Annotated in this window: 18 protein-coding genes and 1 other annotated feature; of the genes, 3 read left to right on the top strand and 15 right to left on the bottom strand. The window is 35.4% G+C overall.

The window, feature by feature from the left end:
• Positions 1-66: 66 nt before the first annotated feature.
• Entirely contained in the window at positions 67-1,170 is a 1,104-nt protein-coding gene (ispG, locus tag ACFOY7_RS14100) for a flavodoxin-dependent (E)-4-hydroxy-3-methylbut-2-enyl-diphosphate synthase (protein ID WP_390252741.1), read from the top strand.
• Positions 1,171-1,241: 71 nt separating this feature from the next.
• On the opposite strand, the gene ACFOY7_RS14095 is transcribed toward ispG, so the two are convergent.
• The gene (locus tag ACFOY7_RS14095; protein ID WP_390252740.1) at positions 1,242-1,649 is read right to left on the bottom strand and encodes a DUF4190 domain-containing protein; all 408 of its coding nucleotides are present in this window, start codon (positions 1,647-1,649) and stop codon (positions 1,242-1,244) included.
• Between the two features lie 85 nt (positions 1,650-1,734).
• Complete coding sequence (locus ACFOY7_RS14090; RefSeq protein ID WP_390252739.1) at positions 1,735-2,439, bottom strand: lytic transglycosylase domain-containing protein; 705 nt, start codon at positions 2,437-2,439, stop codon at positions 1,735-1,737.
• A 162-nt stretch (positions 2,440-2,601) separates the two neighbouring features.
• On the opposite strand from ACFOY7_RS14090, the gene ACFOY7_RS14085 reads away from it, so the two are divergent.
• Entirely contained in the window at positions 2,602-2,940 is a 339-nt protein-coding gene (locus tag ACFOY7_RS14085; protein WP_390252738.1) for a DUF2624 family protein, read from the top strand.
• A gap of 40 nt (positions 2,941-2,980) precedes the next feature.
• On the opposite strand, the gene ACFOY7_RS14080 is transcribed toward ACFOY7_RS14085, so the two are convergent.
• Both ACFOY7_RS14080 and ACFOY7_RS14075 read right to left on the bottom strand, forming a co-directional pair.
• Positions 2,981-3,874: a deoxyribonuclease IV gene (locus tag ACFOY7_RS14080; protein ID WP_390252737.1), complete on the bottom strand. Its 894-nt coding sequence runs from the start codon at positions 3,872-3,874 to the stop codon at positions 2,981-2,983.
• Between the two features lie 20 nt (positions 3,875-3,894).
• Positions 3,895-5,208, bottom strand: a complete 1,314-nt coding sequence (locus tag ACFOY7_RS14075; RefSeq protein ID WP_390252736.1) for a DEAD/DEAH box helicase — start codon at positions 5,206-5,208, stop codon at positions 3,895-3,897.
• A 136-nt stretch (positions 5,209-5,344) separates the two neighbouring features.
• Here ACFOY7_RS14075 and ACFOY7_RS14070 point away from each other — a divergent pair, with 136 nt between their 5' ends.
• Positions 5,345-6,289 carry a 4-hydroxy-3-methylbut-2-enyl diphosphate reductase gene (locus ACFOY7_RS14070; RefSeq protein WP_390252734.1) on the top strand — a complete coding sequence of 315 codons (945 nt, stop codon included), beginning with the start codon at positions 5,345-5,347 and terminating at the stop codon, positions 6,287-6,289.
• Positions 6,290-6,313: 24 nt separating this feature from the next.
• Here ACFOY7_RS14070 and ACFOY7_RS14065 read toward each other — a convergent pair whose 3' ends face one another.
• The 11 genes from ACFOY7_RS14065 to ACFOY7_RS14015 form a co-directional block, all read right to left on the bottom strand.
• Positions 6,314-7,426, bottom strand: coding sequence for a Nif3-like dinuclear metal center hexameric protein (locus ACFOY7_RS14065; protein ID WP_390252733.1), 1,113 nt, complete (start codon positions 7,424-7,426; stop codon positions 6,314-6,316).
• Positions 7,413-8,111, bottom strand: coding sequence for a tRNA (adenine(22)-N(1))-methyltransferase (locus ACFOY7_RS14060; RefSeq protein WP_390252731.1), 699 nt, complete (start codon positions 8,109-8,111; stop codon positions 7,413-7,415). Before ACFOY7_RS14060 ends, ACFOY7_RS14065 begins: the two co-directional genes overlap by 14 nt.
• A 96-nt stretch (positions 8,112-8,207) precedes the next feature.
• Positions 8,208-8,609, bottom strand: coding sequence for a cytochrome c550 (gene cccA / locus ACFOY7_RS14055; RefSeq protein ID WP_390252730.1), 402 nt, complete (start codon positions 8,607-8,609; stop codon positions 8,208-8,210).
• 135 nt (positions 8,610-8,744) lie between these two features.
• The gene (locus ACFOY7_RS14050; protein WP_390252729.1) at positions 8,745-9,275 is read right to left on the bottom strand and encodes a hypothetical protein; all 531 of its coding nucleotides are present in this window, start codon (positions 9,273-9,275) and stop codon (positions 8,745-8,747) included.
• A gap of 126 nt (positions 9,276-9,401) precedes the next feature.
• The gene (gene rpoD / locus ACFOY7_RS14045; RefSeq protein WP_390252728.1) at positions 9,402-10,517 is read right to left on the bottom strand and encodes an RNA polymerase sigma factor RpoD; all 1,116 of its coding nucleotides are present in this window, start codon (positions 10,515-10,517) and stop codon (positions 9,402-9,404) included.
• A 21-nt stretch (positions 10,518-10,538) separates the two neighbouring features.
• The gene (gene dnaG, locus ACFOY7_RS14040) at positions 10,539-12,368 is read right to left on the bottom strand and encodes a DNA primase (protein ID WP_390252727.1); all 1,830 of its coding nucleotides are present in this window, start codon (positions 12,366-12,368) and stop codon (positions 10,539-10,541) included.
• Between the two features lie 388 nt (positions 12,369-12,756).
• Positions 12,757-13,587, bottom strand: a complete 831-nt coding sequence (locus ACFOY7_RS14035; RefSeq protein WP_390252726.1) for a pyruvate, water dikinase regulatory protein — start codon at positions 13,585-13,587, stop codon at positions 12,757-12,759.
• Between the two features lie 27 nt (positions 13,588-13,614).
• Entirely contained in the window at positions 13,615-15,708 is a 2,094-nt protein-coding gene (gene glyS / locus ACFOY7_RS14030; protein WP_390252725.1) for a glycine--tRNA ligase subunit beta, read from the bottom strand.
• Positions 15,695-16,588 (bottom strand): glycine--tRNA ligase subunit alpha, encoded by an 894-nt coding sequence (glyQ, locus tag ACFOY7_RS14025; protein WP_390252724.1) that lies wholly within the window; start codon positions 16,586-16,588, stop codon positions 15,695-15,697. Before glyQ ends, glyS begins: the two co-directional genes overlap by 14 nt.
• Before the next feature lie 82 nt (positions 16,589-16,670).
• Positions 16,671-16,847: a binding site (T-box leader), on the bottom strand.
• Positions 16,848-16,897: 50 nt separating this feature from the next.
• Complete coding sequence (recO, locus tag ACFOY7_RS14020) at positions 16,898-17,659, bottom strand: DNA repair protein RecO (RefSeq protein ID WP_390252722.1); 762 nt, start codon at positions 17,657-17,659, stop codon at positions 16,898-16,900.
• 12 nt (positions 17,660-17,671) lie between these two features.
• The gene (locus ACFOY7_RS14015) at positions 17,672-17,884 is read right to left on the bottom strand and encodes a YqzL family protein (protein ID WP_390252721.1); all 213 of its coding nucleotides are present in this window, start codon (positions 17,882-17,884) and stop codon (positions 17,672-17,674) included.
• Positions 17,885-17,932 lie beyond the last annotated feature (48 nt).

Below are 17,932 nucleotides of genomic sequence, written 5' to 3'. Positions count from 1 at the left end.
TATAATGGACAGAGATGAAGAACATAGCCTTTCAAGGTTAATATATAAAGAGGAGCGATTTTATTTATGGCTTTAATACATCGAAAGGATACACGACCTGTTAAAGTGGGGAATGTTATGGTTGGCGGAAAAGATGAGGTAGTTATTCAATCCATGACAACAACAAAAACCCATGATGTGGAAGCAACTGTAAAAGAGATTAACCGGCTAGAAGAGGCAGGTTGTCAAATCGTTCGTGTAGCATGTCCTGATGAGCGTGCAGCGAATGCTATTCCAGAGATAAAAAAAAGGATTAATATACCATTAGTTGTTGACATACATTTTAATTATAAGTTAGCCCTTAAAGCAATTGAAGGCGGAGCTGACAAAATAAGAATAAATCCAGGTAATATAGGCAAAAGAGATAAAGTAGAAGCTGTAGTAAATGCAGCAAAAGAAAAAGGAATTCCTATTCGAATTGGAGTAAATGCCGGTTCTCTTGAACGCCATATTCTCGAAAAATATGGGTACCCTACAGCAGATGGTATGGTTGAAAGTGCATTACACCATATCAAAATATTGGAAGATTTGGACTTCCACGATATTGTAGTATCATTAAAGGCCTCAGATGTCAGGTTGGCCATTGAGGCATATGAAAAAGCGGCAGAAGTTATTCCATATCCATTACATCTTGGAATCACAGAGTCAGGTACATTATTTGCCGGAAGTATAAAGAGTGCTGCCGGAATGGGGGCTATTCTCAGCAAAGGAATCGGTAGTACAATGCGGATTTCATTAAGTGCCGATCCAGTAGAAGAAATAAAAGTTGCTAGGGAATTGCTTAAAACATTCGGTCTTGCATCCAATGCAGCAACATTAATATCTTGTCCTACTTGTGGACGGATTGAAATTGATTTGATCAAAATTGCAAATGAAGTGGAAGAATATATTTCCACAATTAAAGCACCGATAAAAGTAGCCGTATTGGGATGCGCTGTTAATGGGCCTGGTGAAGCACGTGAAGCTGATATCGGTATTGCCGGTGCACGTGGAGAAGGTTTATTATTCCGACATGGTGAGATTATCCGAAAAGTTCCTGAAGAGACAATGGTCGAAGAATTGAAAAAAGAAGTAGATAAAATTGCGGAAGAATATCTTGAAAAGCAAAAAGCTGAAGCGCAGGAAATTTAATCAGCTAAACAAATAAGTCAGCATACTTCATAGTATGCTGACTTTTTAAGTTAAAACTTAATCGATCTAAGTTAAAATAATGGTATTAAAATTAATGAAACAATTAATGATATAACGGAAATCACAATTGCTGCATTCCCTAATGTGTCTGCACCCTGCTTTTTGGAAATAAATCCAAAAATCAAACCACCTACCGCCATTAACAATGGCCATACAAAGAATGAAGCAATAGCTAATATTAAACCGACCCATCCAAACATTGAATTTACATTGGATTGCATTTGGGTGCCTTGTTCTCCATTATTAATCGGTCGGTTAAATTCGTTAGCAGTTAATTCCTGTGAAGTCTCTGCTTCCCTTTTATAAGCCTCATCAACTGCATAAAGCTCGTCCGTTGTTTCAAACTGTTTTGTATCATGATCATTATGATCATATATTGGAGCATCCTCCACATTATTTGGATCATTTTTATTCGACATGCTACAACCCTCCTTTTTTATTTAGAGGTACAATTGTAGTATGCCTAATCATTTCTAATAATTACATGGCAATTTTTCTCTTCACTTATTGTGCGAATGCCAACAAATCAAACTTCTTTGCATTTGTTTGAATCTTCAACGCATATTCACTTTTAGCATGACCGTTTATTAATTTATACTGTTTCATTCCGGTCATTCCCCGGTGATATGCTGTTAAAGTTTCATCCCAGTTTCCATATTGATCATGCAAGTAGTCTAAGTATACTAAAGAAAGTTTTATCGAATAGTATGGATCATAAAGCAATTCATCATCATAAGGCAATTTAGCCATGTCTGCGACCCATGGTGCAGTATTTTTCATAAATTGAGCTAGTCCATATGCATGTCCATACCTTGTTTCTGGACCAACTAATGTAGGATTGAATGTTGCTCCTGTTTCTACCTTTAATAATTCATAAACTAAAAAAGGATCAATTTCGTATTTCTCTGCTTCTTTCACTAAAAATGTCGCCCATGGCCTTAAGAAATTTCCGCCACTGTCTTTAACCATCACCTCTGCTAGTTCAAAATATTTTGACCAATTTTCATAATTAGATGAGTCCAATTTAATCGTATTATTATTTAGTAAATATTCCGTTTGTGTTTCTAATTGTTCAATTTTATTTGCTAATTCAATTTTGTCTACTTTTAGATGATCCATTTGTGCTTTGTATTGCGATGCTTTATAAAAACTGAGTCCCGCTACTACAAAAACACAAAAAACCCCTAATAATTGTAACTTTTTAGCCAAAATGATAACACTCCTTTTCTAATCACAGATGTTTTTATTCCGGGAACATAATGCTTTCATCACCCAAGTTATCGGAATTTGTCGATTGGTGACTTAATACCCCCATATTATATGCCCGAATATGCAAACATCTAAACATATTTTTCATACAATATAAATAAAATGAATAATGAATTTAGTTTTGATCGTCATTATGGTGTAAAAGGAGAAAAACAAATGAATGGATTTAAAAAAATGATTTTATTACGGAAACTGCAATCAATTGATGCCGACACTCTATACCATTACGCCAAGCAATATGGTATAACCATCTCGACGGATCAGGCAGAAAAAATTAGTGACCACTTAAAGAACAATAACTATGATCCAACAAAGACAAATGACCGAATGAAAATGTTGAAAAAGTTAGCAGAAATAACCGATCTAAAAACCGCCCAAAAATGCCAGCAACTTTTTCAAAAATTAATCAAAGAGTACGGATTAGAAGACATGTTCGAGTAATTTACCTAATAAAAAGGCTTGACAGATGTCAAGCCTTTATTTATTGCGCCATAATTTTTTCTTTTAAATCACTATCAAAAGTCCCACTTTTAATCATTTCTATCTCGAATCTGTATGGAGCTTTTTTATTTTTCTTATCTTCCCCAACATAAGGTGTCTCTAGAATCTTCGGTAAGCTTTCTAGCTGTGGATGATGAATTACTTTATGCAAAGCATCAAAACCGATGTGACCAAATCCTATGTTCTCATGACGATCTTTCCCGGCTCCTTGAACATTCTTACTATCATTAACATGAACAACTTTAATTCGGTCAACTCCAACAATTTTGTCAAATTGATTTAATACTCCATCAAAATCATCCACAACATTGTAACCAGCATCATGAATATGGCAAGTATCCATACAAACAGATAATTTATTATTATGTGTAACACCGTCAATAATCTGGGCTAATTCTTCAAATGTCCGTCCAATTTCTGAACCTTTTCCTGCCATTGTTTCTAATGCTATTTGGACATCCTGAGCTGGATCCAGTACTTCATTGAGGCCTTCAATAATCTTTTTAATACCTGCCTCTGTTCCTTGTCCAACATGTGCTCCTGGATGAAGGACAATCTGTTTTGCCCCGATGGCTTCCGTTCGATCAATTTCACTTTTTAAAAAGTTGACACCAAGCTCAAATGTTTCCTTTTTTACTGCATTCCCTATATTTATAATATATGGAGCATGAACAACGATATCAACAATACCATTCTCCTCCATAAATGCTGTTCCAGCTTCAATATTCAATTCTTCAATCGGCTTCCTTCTAGTATTCTGTGGAGCGCCTGTATAAATCATAAAAGTATTCGAACCATAAGAAATTGCTTCCTCACTTGAGCCGAGTAACATTTTCTTCCCGCTCATCGAAACGTGAGACCCTATTTTTAACATGAATAAACCTCTCCCTAACATTACTTCTTTTTAAAAGTATTTCTTTGTATTTTCTTCTTCGCTTTCTGTTGTTCTTGTTTCATCTTCTTTTTATAACCTGGTTTTACTTTCTTTGGTCTTCTGACTTGATTCCAAGCCTGCTTCTCTGTTTCATTCTCATGTTTTACTCTCGTTTGTCTTGCATTCCAAGCTTTTGTTTCTTGCCATTCCCCTTTTACAATATCATAGAACGTATATTTAATCCCTTTTTTTTCAAGCTTTTTAACAAGCTCTATATCTTGGTCTGTATATAAATTAATAGCAGTACCTTCCATACCTGCTCTAGCTGTTCTGCCAACTCTGTGAATATAAAAGCTTTCTTCTTTTGGTAGTTCTGCATTAATCACATGGCTGACACCTTTTATGTCGATACCCCTCGCCGCAAGATCTGTTGCAACAATATACTGGTATTTCAATTGCTGGATTTCTTTTAATACTCTCTTTCGCTCTCTTTGAGAAAGCCCTCCGTGAATTAGTCCAACATTCAGCCCTTTTTCTTGAAGTTGCGCAGCCAGTTCATTCGCCTTCTCTTTTCCATTCGTAAAGATGATGGCAAGATATGGTTGTATTACTTGTGAAATTTGGGTAATCACACTTGCTGGTTCTCGATGTTTTAATGGAATCATTCGATGCTCCATTTTCTCTGGTGCTAAACGGTCATCAATCTTAATATACTTCGGTGCATGCAAATATTTTTTCAGGAATGGCTGTAATTTTTCCGGAATTGTTGCAGAAAACACCATTACTTGAATGTCTGGATCTGCTTTTGCCAAAATGCGGTCAATTTCTTCTATTAATCCTAATTCAAGCATTAAGTCTGTCTCATCCATAACGAAGGATTTTGCTGAATGGATATCCAGTACATTATCATTTAATAAATCAAGCAGCCGGCCTGGTGTTGCTACAATAATGTGCGGTGCTTCTTTCATTTTTTCAACCATACGTTTTTTATCTGTCCCGCCAATAATCAATTTTGCCCGCCAAACTTGTTCTTTATTAGCGAATTGCATTATTTTTTTCACTTCATCATAAATTTGTATAGCTAACTCCCTTGTTGGTGCAGTCAAAATAACTTGTGTTTGCTGCAAAGTTTCATCTAGGTTATTTAATAATGGTATGAGGAAGGCGTGCGTTTTCCCAGACCCTGTCTCAGATTGGCCAATTATATTGCTACCTTGTAACGCCTCTGGAATTACCTTTGATTGAATGGGTGTTGGTTCATGAAACCCTAATTCGCCTACTACGTCATTCATCCATTCTTCCAATGCATACTGTTTGAATAAATGTTTTTTCATTATGATCTCCTTCTACGTAACAATTATCTTTGTCAATTGGTGAAAATACCTTTATAATAAAAGTATTGGACAAAACCTTGTCCATTATTTATTATTCTACTTGATCTGTGATAGAAAGTACAGAGGGGGAAACTGAATGGAAGTAATCAAAATCGCTCCAAGAGGTTATTGTTATGGAGTTGTCGATGCAATGGTTATTGCACAGAATGCTGTTAAGGATCCCAATCTACCTCGCCCTATTTATATACTTGGTATGATTGTTCATAATTCACATGTTACGAAAGCTTTTGAAGAACAGGGAGTTTTTACACTCGATGGAAAAAATCGCTCTGACTTATTAGCAGAGATCGATAATGGTACAGTTATTTTCACGGCTCATGGAGTTTCACCAGAAGTGAAGCGTAAAGCTGAGGAAAAAGGATTGACAGTACTTGATGCCACCTGTCCGGATGTAACGAGAACACATGACTTAATTAGAGAAAAAGTGAAAGATAATTATCAAATCGTTTATATTGGCAAAAAGGGGCATCCTGAGCCTGAAGGTGCAATTGGTGTTGCACCAAATCACGTCCATCTTATTCAGACAGAAGAAGAGGTTGACGAGTTAGCGATCAATCCAGATGCAAAAATTCTTGTCACGAACCAAACAACAATGAGCCAATGGGATGTTTATGATGTAATGCAAAAAGTAAAGCAGAAATATCCCCAAACTGAAATGGAACAAGAAATTTGTATGGCAACACAAGTAAGACAGGAAGCGGTAGCTGAGCAAGCAAAAGATGCTGATTTGACACTCGTTGTAGGTGATCCACGCAGTAATAATTCCAATCGGCTTGCCCAGGTCTCCATCGAGCATGCCGGCACACAAGCTTATCGAATTGCTGATGTAACAGAGATCGACCTTAATTGGCTGGATGGCGTGGAAACAGTTGCGATAACAGCAGGTGCCTCTACACCGACACCTATAACGAAAGAAGTCATATCTTTTATTGATAATTATGATCCAACAAACCCTGATACATGGGACTTAACATCAAAAGTGAAAAAAGATAAGATATTACCAAAAGTGAAAGCAAAATAAAAAAAACCGGGTCTCCGGTTTTTTTTATTTCCATTGAAAAGGTTCGGTAGAATGTTCAGAACAAATGACTTCCACCTTATTCGGAAGCTTCTCTATATTCTGAACAAAGTATTCTCTTACACCTTGTTTCATTATTTGCTCAATATGATGTCCTGGATCAATTAAACCAATCCCCTCTTCTTTAGCATCTAAAGCCTCATGATAAGATAAGTCACCAGTAATATAGACATCTGCACCATGCTTGATTGCGGCATTTATATATCCTTTGCCACTGCCACCTAAAATGGCAACTTTTTTAATAATTTTATCCGCATCACCAACAAATCTTACGAATGGAACATTGAATGCTTTTTTCACAGTTTCTGCATAATCCTGTAAATTCATTTCAGTTGTAATTTCACCAATTCTCCCTAATCCGAGAGTTTGATCATTATTTACCGTTGGGAATATATCGTAAGCCATTTCTTCATATGGATGTGCCTTCTTAGCTACCTCAATAACCGTATGAAGCAGATTTTCCTTTACAATAGTCTCGATTCGATCCTCTTCTACTTGCTCTGTTACCCCTTCTTGTCCTATAAAAGGGTTGGTCCCTTTCTGCGGCTTAAAAGAACCCACTCCGGCACTTTTAAAAGTACAATGGCTGTAGTTGCCTATATGCCCCGCGCCTGCTTCTCCAATTGCTTCAATAAAACTGCCTGTGTGTGTTTGCGGTACATATGCTACAAATTTAAATAATTTCTCTGTGATTGATGGAACAAGCACTTTCTGATTTTGTAAAAAGAGTCGATCTGCAAGCATATCATTGACACCACCCGTAACTATATCCAGATTTGTGTGTGCAGAATAGACTGAAATATTATGCTTTATTAATTTATGGACAACCTTTCCTTTCAATTTCTTTTCATCAATTTGTTTTAAGCCTTCAAATAATAATGGATGATGCGCCAGAATAAAATCGACGTCTTTCTCTATTGCTTCATCGACGATCTGATCTGTAACATCTAATGTTGTCATTACTTTCTCTACATTACTGTCTAAATTACCGATTTGTAAGCCTACATTATCCCATGATTCTGCATAAGTGACTGGGACCCACTGCTCAAAAAGTTGGATAATGTCTTTAACTTTTGTCATTGGTATATGTAACCTCCTCTATCAGTCTTATATCATTTTCCCATTGTGCAATCTTTTCATCTGGTAACTGTTTTGCTTTTTTCATTGAATATAATAATTTTAACCTCTTTTCTCGCTCTAACGTCCATTTTTTTATAAATACTGGATTTTTCTCTTGCAGTAACTTAGGCCCGAACAATACTTCATCCCTTTTTAAAAATGTTATGGAAGTGACTTTATCCGCAACAATGATTTCATAAATATACCCATCTTCTTCAATAATTTCTTCTTCGGTTATTTGATAAGAGTTTTCCATTAACCATTCTCTGACAATATTTGCATCAATATTTGGCTGTAAAATCAACCTCTCAACATTTCCCAGTTTATCTTTTCCTTGCTCAAGAATGCTCTTGATTAACTTTCCACCCATTCCTGCAATTGTTATTTGATTAATAGGATCATCCATCTTAATGATTTCCAATCCATTTCCCTTTCTGACTTGAATTCTGTCAGTTAAATCATTTTCTCTAACGGTCTTTTGAGCTCTTTTAAATGGCCCCTCGTTTACTTCCCCAGCGATCGCTTTGGCTTCAGGATCCTCTGCACAAATATAGCAAGGCAAATAGGCATGATCAGAACCAATATCAGCAAAATATATCGGTTTCCTTAAATTATTCGCAACTTTCTTCAAACGTTTGGATAACATACTACTTATCCTTTCCAATAAATTTTAGTTTGTCAGCTTGTAAGAAAAAGCTTTCTGTCAGATTAACAGAAAGCTTTTTACTTTACATATAATAAATTAGTGCGCTTCTTCCTCTGTAGATTCCTCAGCCTCAGCAGCATCACCGGTTTCACCGGTTACCAGCCATTCAGCTAGAATTGCAGCTTCTTCAGATGGTACGATACCACCTTGCATTGCAGTTCCTTCGATTCCGTTGTTAATAATATCTTCTACCTCTTCAACAGAATACTTACTTCCGAGATCTTGTAAGCTAGGGGCTGATGCACCTTCTAAATCTCCACCATGACAACCTATACAACTTTGGGCGATTGCTTCCGGATCAGTATTAACCGTATCACCTTCTTGGTCTCCATTAGCAATCTTATCTTGTTCATTTAATCCAACTACAGATAAAACAATCATTGCTAATATACCTAATACTGCAATTAATGCAAATGGTATGACGGGATTTCTTTTCATGATCATTCCTCCTTCAGTTCATCAAATATCTCTTTCCTTCCATTATGTATAGGGAAACATAATACAAAACCATTTCTATTTTACTTTAAATTAAGTAAATAGAAAAGCAAATCCGAAAAATTTTCAATAAATTGTCTAAAAATAATAAAAACCAGTTAAAATACAAGCAATTATAAAGACAAAAACACCAGCTGCTTGTAAAAAGAACTGTTTTTTCCATTTTCCAAATATAATCCATGAGAGACTATTGAGAAAAATCCATAAATACGTGATCGGAACATTCTTGACAAAATCATTTAAAAATAATGATGAGGCTATCAAAAAATTAACGAATAATGTCATTACGGCATAACCTTCATTTAACCTGTCATTTTTTTTAAATATATCTATCATCAATATATTCATGATGAGTATGATAACAATACTAATGACTTGCCAGATTACATTGTCCACAACTATAAATATTATCATTGGGAATATTAGTAATAAAGTATTGAAAAAATAAAACAAAACATAATATGGTGTCCTTTTTTTCTCTGGTCGACTTTCTCCTTCACCTTCTGTATATAAAGCAATTAAGAAATCACAATAGTGAACAGGCAAAAGATGATGGGATTTCCAGTAGTTTATTTCTTTCAAAATAACTTCTTTTCTTTCTGCATCCATAATACCATCCCTAATCGAATATTTTCATACTTATTTATATATCGGTATATATTACAGATTATTTAACGGCAGAAAGACAATATATGAAAACTACCTTCTGGGTAATACTCAGAAGGTAGAATGTTTTTATTCCAAAAAGTCTTTTAGTCGTTTACTCCGGCTAGGGTGGCGCAATTTTCTTAATGCCTTTGCTTCAATTTGACGGATACGCTCTCTTGTCACACCAAAGACCTTGCCAACTTCTTCTAACGTCCTTGTCCTGCCATCATCTAATCCGAATCGTAATCTCAGGACATTTTCTTCTCTGTCAGTTAATGTATCCAAAACATCTTCTAATTGCTCTTTTAACAGTTCATATGCTGCATGGTCAGAAGGGGAAGTTGCTTCCTGATCTTCGATAAAATCGCCTAAATGGGAATCATCCTCTTCACCTATTGGTGTTTCTAATGATACCGGCTCCTGTGCAATTTTCAGAATTTCTCTAACCTTATCTGGTGTTAATTCCATCTCTTTCGCAATTTCCTCAGGAGTAGGTTCTCTGCCAAGGTCCTGTAATAACTGTCTTTGGACACGAATCAATTTATTAATCGTTTCAACCATATGAACTGGTATACGAATTGTACGTGCTTGATCGGCAATAGCTCTCGTAATTGCCTGGCGAATCCACCATGTCGCATAGGTACTAAACTTGAATCCTTTTCTAAAATCAAATTTTTCGACGGCTTTAATGAGACCCATATTACCTTCTTGAATAAGGTCTAAGAATAGCATACCTCTTCCTACATAACGCTTAGCGATACTAACAACAAGACGTAAGTTAGCTTCTGCCAGCCTTTTTTTAGCGTATTCATCGCCCTCTTCAATTTTCTTTGCCAATTCAATTTCTTCCGATGCAGATAATAAGTCTACTCGACCGATTTCCTTTAAGTACATTCGAACAGGATCATTTATTTTAATCCCGAGTGGAACACTTAAGTCATTTAAATCGAATTCTTCTTCTTTTGATAACTGCTGTAAAGTAGGATCCTCTTCGGAATCACCGATTACTTCTACACCTTGTTCGTTTAAATGTTCATAAAATTCGTCCATTTGATCTGATTCTAATTCAAAATTTGACAATCTTTCTGCAACTTCCTCATATGCTAATACACCACGTTTCTTACCGACTTCTAGCAGTTGTTCCTTGGCCTGTTCTAACGTTAATTCAGGTTCTTTAGAACGTGATGGTTTATTATTTGCCATGAGTGCCCCTCCTTCCAAAAGCTAACTTCCTCTTTTTGATTGTTGCCTTATCTTGATGATTTCCATAGCAATTTGCGCTGCTTTCACTGGATCTGTTTTTTCCATAATTTTTTGTTCTCTTTCCAGTTCCTTGATTCTGCTATGGCCGTTTTGTTCAGCTGAAATTGTATTAATGTAATCTTCTAACTCTCTATCTGAAATATCCCAATTACAGTCGAGCATAGATAACTCTACGACCAACTTCTGTATCATTTTATCCTCTATTAATGTAAGAAAGTGGCTAGGATTCGGTTGATTTCCAGCCTCATAAAATCCATATAGATAGGTTACAATAATTTGGTGTTGTTCGATATTGAATTTAGAACCTAATGCTTCTTTCACCCGATCTGCAATGTGAGCATTTTGAAGCATAAATGCAATTAAACGTCTTTCAGCGTTATGATAAGCTGGTAATACTTTTTGCTTATTTTGGTAATTGTTATGAATTCTTTCATTAGTATTACCAAAGTTTTTACGGTTATCATCATTTTTTTCGCTATTTTTCAATTTCGTTACTAAATCTTGCTGTAATGCTTCAAATGATAAGGAAAATTGATCGGATAACTCCCGCAAATAGTGATCTCTTTCGATAGAACTATCAAGTAGGGCTATCTCACTAATTATACGTTCGACATATCTTAGTCGATCTCCTTCTTGATTAAGATTATATTCATTTCTTAGATGACTAATCAAAAAAGTCATTTCAGAAGCACTTGCTTCCAGAATAGTTTGATGAAAATCGTCAGCACCGTATTCCTGAATATATTGATCCGGATCATATCCATTTGGAAGCATTGCAATTTTTACATGACAGCCAACTTTCTTCAGAAGCTTTAATGTCTTGTATGTTGCATTCTGACCTGCCTTATCTCCATCAAAACAAATAACAACGGTTTCTACATACCTTCTTATTATATTTGCTTGTGAGTCAGTAAATGAAGTGCCTAAAGACGCTACAACATTCGGCACTCCCGCTTGGTGTAATGCAAGGACATCAGCATAACCCTCTAACAGTATTACTTCGTTCCTTTTTCTGATTTCGCTTCTTGCATTATCAAAATTATAAAGAAGCTTACTTTTTTGGAAGAGTTCCGATTCCGGACTATTCAGATATTTAGGTTCCTGATCGCCAATAGAGCGGCCACCAAAGCCGACTGTTTTACCAATCGCATTTCGTATAGGAAAAATTATTCTCCCACTAAACCGGTCAAAATAATTAGTTTGGTCATTTGTAATTAAAAAACCAGCTTTCACCATTAATTGACGGTGGTAACCTTTCTTTTCCAGAAATTTCACGATAAAATCCTTTGATGGAAGCGAGAATCCTATTTGAAATCTTTCGATTGTTTCATCAGTAAAACCTCTTTGATGCAAATATTCCAATCCTTTTTTTCCATCCTTTGTATGGTATAACAAATGATGATACAACTTAGCTAACCATTGATAAGCTTCAAGAATAGATTGTTCTTCAGATGCAGATCGATCATCATTTTGACCAGCATTTTTTGATATATCTAATTGAAAGCCCGATTTTTCAGCTAAGTGCTGAACAGATTGAGGAAAAGTAAAGCCCTCAATTTCCATCAAAAATGTGTAGACATTTCCTCCTTTTCCACAACCAAAACAATGAAAGATTTGCTTTTCTTGATTGACCGAAAAAGAAGGTGTATTCTCCGAATGGAATGGGCATAAACCGAAATAGTTTCTTCCTTGCTTCTTTAATTGTACATACTCACCAACGACATCTACAATATCGTTTGATGATTGAATCGCAGCAATCGTTTCATCATCCAAGTGATATTGATTTGCCATAGTAATCACCATTTTCAATCAGGTCTGTATCATTCTTTTCATTCGACATTTTTCTCGTTTCATGCTGAATTAATCTAAAAAATTGTTGTAGTACTCTATACTCCTATTACCTTATGTTACGGAAATTAAACAAGTATGCTTCTAAAAAACATAACATCGATAATTTATTTTGTCGAAAAAAATAAATAACTTATGATTAACAATTCTACAAAAATAAATAAATTCCTTCTTTTACTGAATAATTTATATAAAAATTAGGACATAAGCTTTAAATAGTTTAATTATTCGAGAAAATAATCGTATATTTATTCATTTCACAAATTATAATTATAAAACAAATTATTATTTTTTCCAAACCAAAAGGTTCCATAATGGGAATTTTCTTTATTTACTCTTTATTTTCTATATTCCAATATGGTTGATTTATCATATTAAGGACAATATTAGCTGTCTCTTCTACTGCTTTATTAGAAACATCGATAACCGGACAACCAATTCTTTGAATTAATTTATCAAAATAACTCAGTTCTTCGTGTATTCGTTCCAAATTCGCATAACTCGCATTATCATTTAACCCAAGGCTTTTCAGTCTCTCTTTACGGATACCGTTTAATTTTTCAGGGCTTATCCTTAAACCAATGCATTTATGTGTTGGAATTTTGAATAAGGATTCTGGAGGATCTACCTCTGGCACAATTGGTATATTCGCTACTTTCAGTCTTTTATGAGCTAAATATTGAGATAAAGGAGTTTTCGAAGTTCTAGATACACCAATTAAGACAATATCTGCTTGCATTACACCTCTCGGATCCCGGCCATCATCATATCTAACGGCAAATTCAATTGCTTCCACTCTTCTGAAATAATCATCATCCAGCCGGTGTATCAATCCAGGTTCTTCTTTGGCCTTTTTATTAAACTTTCTCTCCATTGCTTCTACCATTGGTCCCATGATATCAACACATTCAACTTGTTTATTTGTTGCTTCCTGGATTAAAAATTCACGTAATGTTGGGTTAACTAATGTAAAACCTATCAATGCCCCTAATTGTTTTGCGTGGTAAACTGCACCACGCAAAACTTCTATATTCTCTACATATGGAATGCGATAAAGATCATATGCATTCTCATCCATAAATTGGCTTAATGCTGCTTTTGTAACAAACTCAGCTGTTTCACCTACTGAATCTGATACAACATAAATGATTGTTTTTTCCATATGTTCATGCTTCCTCCTGCATTCTACTTAGGCTTGCATTTGTTTCCAATTGATTTCAGCAAGGTCAGCAAATTTTATGATCTCGTTTGCTATCACTAATAATAGTGCAAGGCGGTTTTCTCGTATCTTCTTATCCTCATCCATAACCATTGTATTATCAAAAAACTGGTGTACAGGGTTTACGATACGTGACAATACCTCTAGCGACTCTTCTGCTGCATTCGATTGAAGTTCTTTATCTAAGTCTTCTATTATTGATTGATAAGTTTGGTATAATTTCTTCTCTTCATCATTGACAAATAATTCTGGATTTACAGTATAATAATCCTCTGCTTTTTTCGCTAGGTTAAGCACCCTAACAAAAGCTTCCTGCTTATCCTTGAAGCTCATATCTGTACGTTTTGTACTTAATACTTGCGCTTTAGCTAAAATGAATGAAATATCCTGCAATTCGTTAACCAGAACCGCGTCAATAATATCTGTTTCAATTTTTTCCTCTTTCATAATATATGCTACCCTTTGCTTAAAAAATGTTTCTAATTGTGAATGAACGGCTTCTTTTTCGTCAGCGGTACTCACATGGGTTTCAAACAGTGTTTGTACTTGTTTTAATAATTCACTAATATTAATCTTCCAGCCTTTATCGCGAACAATTTGCACTACTCCCAAGGCTTGTCTTCTAAGAGCATAAGGATCCTGAGAACCGCTTGGAATTAATCCAACAGTAAAACATCCCACAATTGTATCAAGTTTGTCAGCAATACTTACTACTGCTCCTACAATGGATTCAGGTAATTCAGCATTTGCATTTTTGGGCATATAATGCTCTTCAATTGCTCTAGCAACTTCTTTATCTTCTCCAAATATTTCAGCATATTTACGCCCCATAACACCTTGGAGTTCGGTAAATTCTGTCACCATATTTGTTACAAGATCAAATTTGCATATTTCTGCCGCCCTTATCACTTTGTCCTTATCTTGATTATTGAGCCCTAAATAGGTTGAAACAATCGAAGCAATCTTTGTTACTCGTTCTACTTTATCGGCAATAGTTCCCAACTTTTCCTGAAAAACCATACGGGACAGTTGCTCTAGATTCCTTTCAATTGGAAGTTTTTGATCTTCATCATAAAAGAACTGAGCATCCTGTAATCTTGCTCGTAAAACTTTCTCGTTACCTCGGGATACTGTATCAATATGTTCAGATGTACCGTTACGGACCGCAACGAAAAATGGATGCAGATCGCCATGTTTATTTTGAACAGGAAAATATCTCTGATGTTCCTTCATTGAGGTAATCAAAACCTCTTTCGGTATCTCTAAGAAGGTTTTATTATATGTTCCGCAGAATACTGTTGGAAATTCGACGAGATGTTTTACCTCATTTAATAAATCTTTGTCAATCGGTATTACCCATCCTTTATCTTTTTCTAATTCCTTGATGCCATTCACAATTATTTGTTCACGTTTATTCGCATCTGCAATCACATACTCTCTTTCTAAGAGCTTTTCATATTGCAATGGGTCGTTTATAACAACCTCACCACCTAAGAATCGGTGTCCATATGTTACCTGTCCTGTCTTAACACCTGTAATTTCAAATGGTATTACATTGTCATTATTTATTGCAACAATCCATTTAATTGGCCTAATAAATCTTAAGTTTTGATCAGCCCAACGCATATTCTTTGGAAAGTGAAGGTTTAAGATAATCTCCTTAAATTCTGGTAACAGTTCTTCTACCCTCTTTCCTTCGGTAAATTTCTTTACAAAGATATAACTCGTTCCATTTATATCCTTGAAATAAATATCATTTACATCTTTACCTTGCCCTTTTGAAAAGCCTATCGCAGCTTTAGACCAATTGCCATCTTCGTCTTTTGCGATTTTCTCTGCAGGTCCTTTAACTTCCTCTTCTTGGTCTGCTTGTTTAGATTCCAGATTCTTTATAACTACTGCAAATCTTCTTGGTGTAATATATGTTGTAATCTGGTCATAATTTAAGTGCAAATCATTTAACCATGCTTTTGTTTTTTCTTTTAATTGTGTTTCTGTATGATTCATAAAACGTGCAGGCATTTCCTCTAGCCCAACTTCAAATAAAACATTAGTTGTTGTCATTTACGTTATTCTCTCCTTTCAACATTGGAAATCCCAGTCTTTCTCGTTCTGCTACATATAATTTGGCGATTTCTCTTGCTAAATTTCTAACTCTTCCAATATATCCAGTACGTTCAGTTACAGAAATAACACCTTTGGCATCAAGCAAATTAAAAGTATGAGAACACTTCAATACATAATCATATGCTGGAAAAACAAGGCCTTTATTCATGATTCGTTTTGCTTCTTCTTCATATGTTGTGAACAGGTTAAAAAGCATGTCCGTATCTGATTCCTCAAATGTATATGTAGAATGTTCAAATTCCGGTTGATAAAAAATATCTCCAACTGTAACTCCATTTGTCCACTCTAACTCAAATACATTTTCTTTATCTTGGATATAAGAAGCGAGACGCTCAATACCATAAGTGATTTCAACAGCAACTGGTTTGGCTTCTAAACCGCCGATTTGCTGAAAATAAGTGAATTGAGTAATTTCCATTCCGTCAAGCCATACTTCCCAACCTAATCCAGCTGCACCTAGTGTCGGATTTTCCCAGTTATCTTCGACAAAACGAATATCATGTTCGTTCGGGTTAATTCCTAATTTCTCTAATGATTGTAAATATAATTCCTGGATGTTACTAGGTGATGGCTTCATGATTACCTGAAATTGATGGTGCTGATAGAGACGATTAGGATTTTGCCCGTAACGTCCATCTGCCGGTCTTCTTGATGGTTCCACATATGCAACATTCCAGGGTTCTGGACCTAAGCTGCGAAGTAAGGTCATTGGTGACATGGTACCTGCACCTTTTTCCACATCGTATGCTTGCATTAAGATACAATTTTGGTCTGACCAATGTTTCTGTAATGTTAAAATCATTTCTTGTATATTCATTACTAATTCCCTCCAATGTAAGTTAGATTAGTTTTCCCCACATGAAAACCCGTCCCTATGCTTATCATATTTGATGATAAAGCATAGGGACGGGTTGCCCGCGGTTCCACCCTATTTGTTATCTCTTATAAAGAGATAACCACTTTAAAAATAACTGCTCCAGAGTTCCTTCCTAAAAGTTCCAATATCTAGCTTGCACCGTCCTAGATTCGCTTCAAATGGATGCCATTTTAGTACTACTCTCTATCAATACAGACAATGTTTAATTTATTACTAAATAATACGAGATATCTATTTTATTGTCAACCTTTAACTATCTCGCAGCATATCCATTTGCTTTAAGAAGCGCTTGGACTTTAAGAAATATCCGCCATACCTTTCATAGTATTGATCCATGAGTTGCTTTAATAGACGTTTATTTTCCTCTCTAACTGAAATATTACCAATCCGCTCTAAATCAACCCACGAAAGTAGCCAAAGCAGCTTATACAAATTTTCATTCAGAAAAAAAGCATAAGTATCTTTGTTATGACATGGTTGGCAAAGGACACCGCCTTCTTGTATAGAGAAGTATGCCAAATTCTCTTTTCTGCCACAGTTAACACAATGGTCCACAACTGGTGCGATACCTGCTGCTTGATACATTTTCCATTCATAAATCATTGTAAGGATTTCCGGATCTTTATTTTGTTCCAGCCATTCTAATGTTTGCAATAATTGCTTATAATGGACAGGATCATATTTTTTCGGGTCCAGGACTTTATCAGTTAATTCTGCTAAGTAACTAGCATATGCCGTTAGAAAAATATCCTCACGAATTTTTCGAAAAGAATGAATAACTTCCCCTTGTTGAATTGTTGCTAGGTTCGTTCCCGGTTGAATTAAAAAAGAGCCATGAATAAAAGGCTGCGTAACAGCAGCCATTCTACTTTTGGTTTTTTTTGCTCCTCGTGCTATTGCTCCAACTTTCCCCATTGTTGGTGTTAGTAATGTGACAATTTTATGTGTTTCCCCATAATCTTGTGTTCTTAAGATAAAGCCTTCCACTTTTTCAAACACAAGTTTCACCATTCCCTTTCTAGTTTAAAAATGTGTGTCTTCTAATAATGAATCATCTAAGGATTCCTGGTCTGTTTCCGTGGTTTCATCTAGTTCAATTTGTTTCATCCACAAATACGCTTCTATATTACCCGTTTGACTGAAAATTTTCCATGGTACATCGATCACAACAAACCTCACCTTTCCTTTTGGTTGTCTTTCATTGTGCTCATTAATAGAATAACCCAAAACAGTCATTCAATTAGTAATAATATTTACCATGTATGGTGTTTGGCGAATGCTGAC

Source organism: Gracilibacillus xinjiangensis, assembly GCF_042651765.1.
In the GTDB taxonomy this organism is placed as follows: Bacteria; Bacillota; Bacilli; order Bacillales; family Amphibacillaceae; genus Gracilibacillus; species Gracilibacillus xinjiangensis.
The sequence above is the reverse complement of the archived record's forward strand: the minus strand, read 5'-3'. Positions and strand labels throughout refer to the sequence as shown.

Bases quoted from the DNA above. Each gene is read 5' to 3' on its own strand.
- recO (WP_390252722.1), bottom strand. From the start codon at position 17,659: ATGGTGAAACTTGTGTTTGAAAAAGTGGAAGGCTTTATCTTAAGAACA.
- glyS (WP_390252725.1), bottom strand. From the start codon at position 15,708: ATGACAACAACTAATGTTTTATTTGAAGTTGGGCTAGAGGAAATGCCT.
- ACFOY7_RS14065 (WP_390252733.1), bottom strand. From the start codon at position 7,426: ATGACAAAAGTTAAAGACATTATCCAACTTTTTGAGCAGTGGGTCCCA.
- ACFOY7_RS14050 (WP_390252729.1), bottom strand. From the start codon at position 9,275: ATGGATGCAGAAAGAAAAGAAGTTATTTTGAAAGAAATAAACTACTGG.
- ispG (WP_390252741.1), top strand. From the start codon at position 67: ATGGCTTTAATACATCGAAAGGATACACGACCTGTTAAAGTGGGGAAT.
- rpoD (WP_390252728.1), bottom strand. From the start codon at position 10,517: ATGGCAAATAATAAACCATCACGTTCTAAAGAACCTGAATTAACGTTA.
- glyQ (WP_390252724.1), bottom strand. From the start codon at position 16,588: ATGAATATACAAGAAATGATTTTAACATTACAGAAACATTGGTCAGAC.
- cccA (WP_390252730.1), bottom strand. From the start codon at position 8,609: ATGAAAAGAAATCCCGTCATACCATTTGCATTAATTGCAGTATTAGGT.
- ACFOY7_RS14095 (WP_390252740.1), bottom strand. From the start codon at position 1,649: ATGTCGAATAAAAATGATCCAAATAATGTGGAGGATGCTCCAATATAT.
- ACFOY7_RS14080 (WP_390252737.1), bottom strand. From the start codon at position 3,874: ATGTTAAAAATAGGGTCTCACGTTTCGATGAGCGGGAAGAAAATGTTA.
- ACFOY7_RS14035 (WP_390252726.1), bottom strand. From the start codon at position 13,587: ATGGAAAAAACAATCATTTATGTTGTATCAGATTCAGTAGGTGAAACA.
- ACFOY7_RS14015 (WP_390252721.1), bottom strand. From the start codon at position 17,884: ATGACTGTTTTGGGTTATTCTATTAATGAGCACAATGAAAGACAACCA.
- ACFOY7_RS14070 (WP_390252734.1), top strand. From the start codon at position 5,345: ATGGAAGTAATCAAAATCGCTCCAAGAGGTTATTGTTATGGAGTTGTC.
- ACFOY7_RS14085 (WP_390252738.1), top strand. From the start codon at position 2,602: ATGAATAATGAATTTAGTTTTGATCGTCATTATGGTGTAAAAGGAGAA.
- dnaG (WP_390252727.1), bottom strand. From the start codon at position 12,368: ATGGCAAATCAATATCACTTGGATGATGAAACGATTGCTGCGATTCAA.
- ACFOY7_RS14060 (WP_390252731.1), bottom strand. From the start codon at position 8,111: ATGTTATCCAAACGTTTGAAGAAAGTTGCGAATAATTTAAGGAAACCG.
- ACFOY7_RS14075 (WP_390252736.1), bottom strand. From the start codon at position 5,208: ATGAAAAAACATTTATTCAAACAGTATGCATTGGAAGAATGGATGAAT.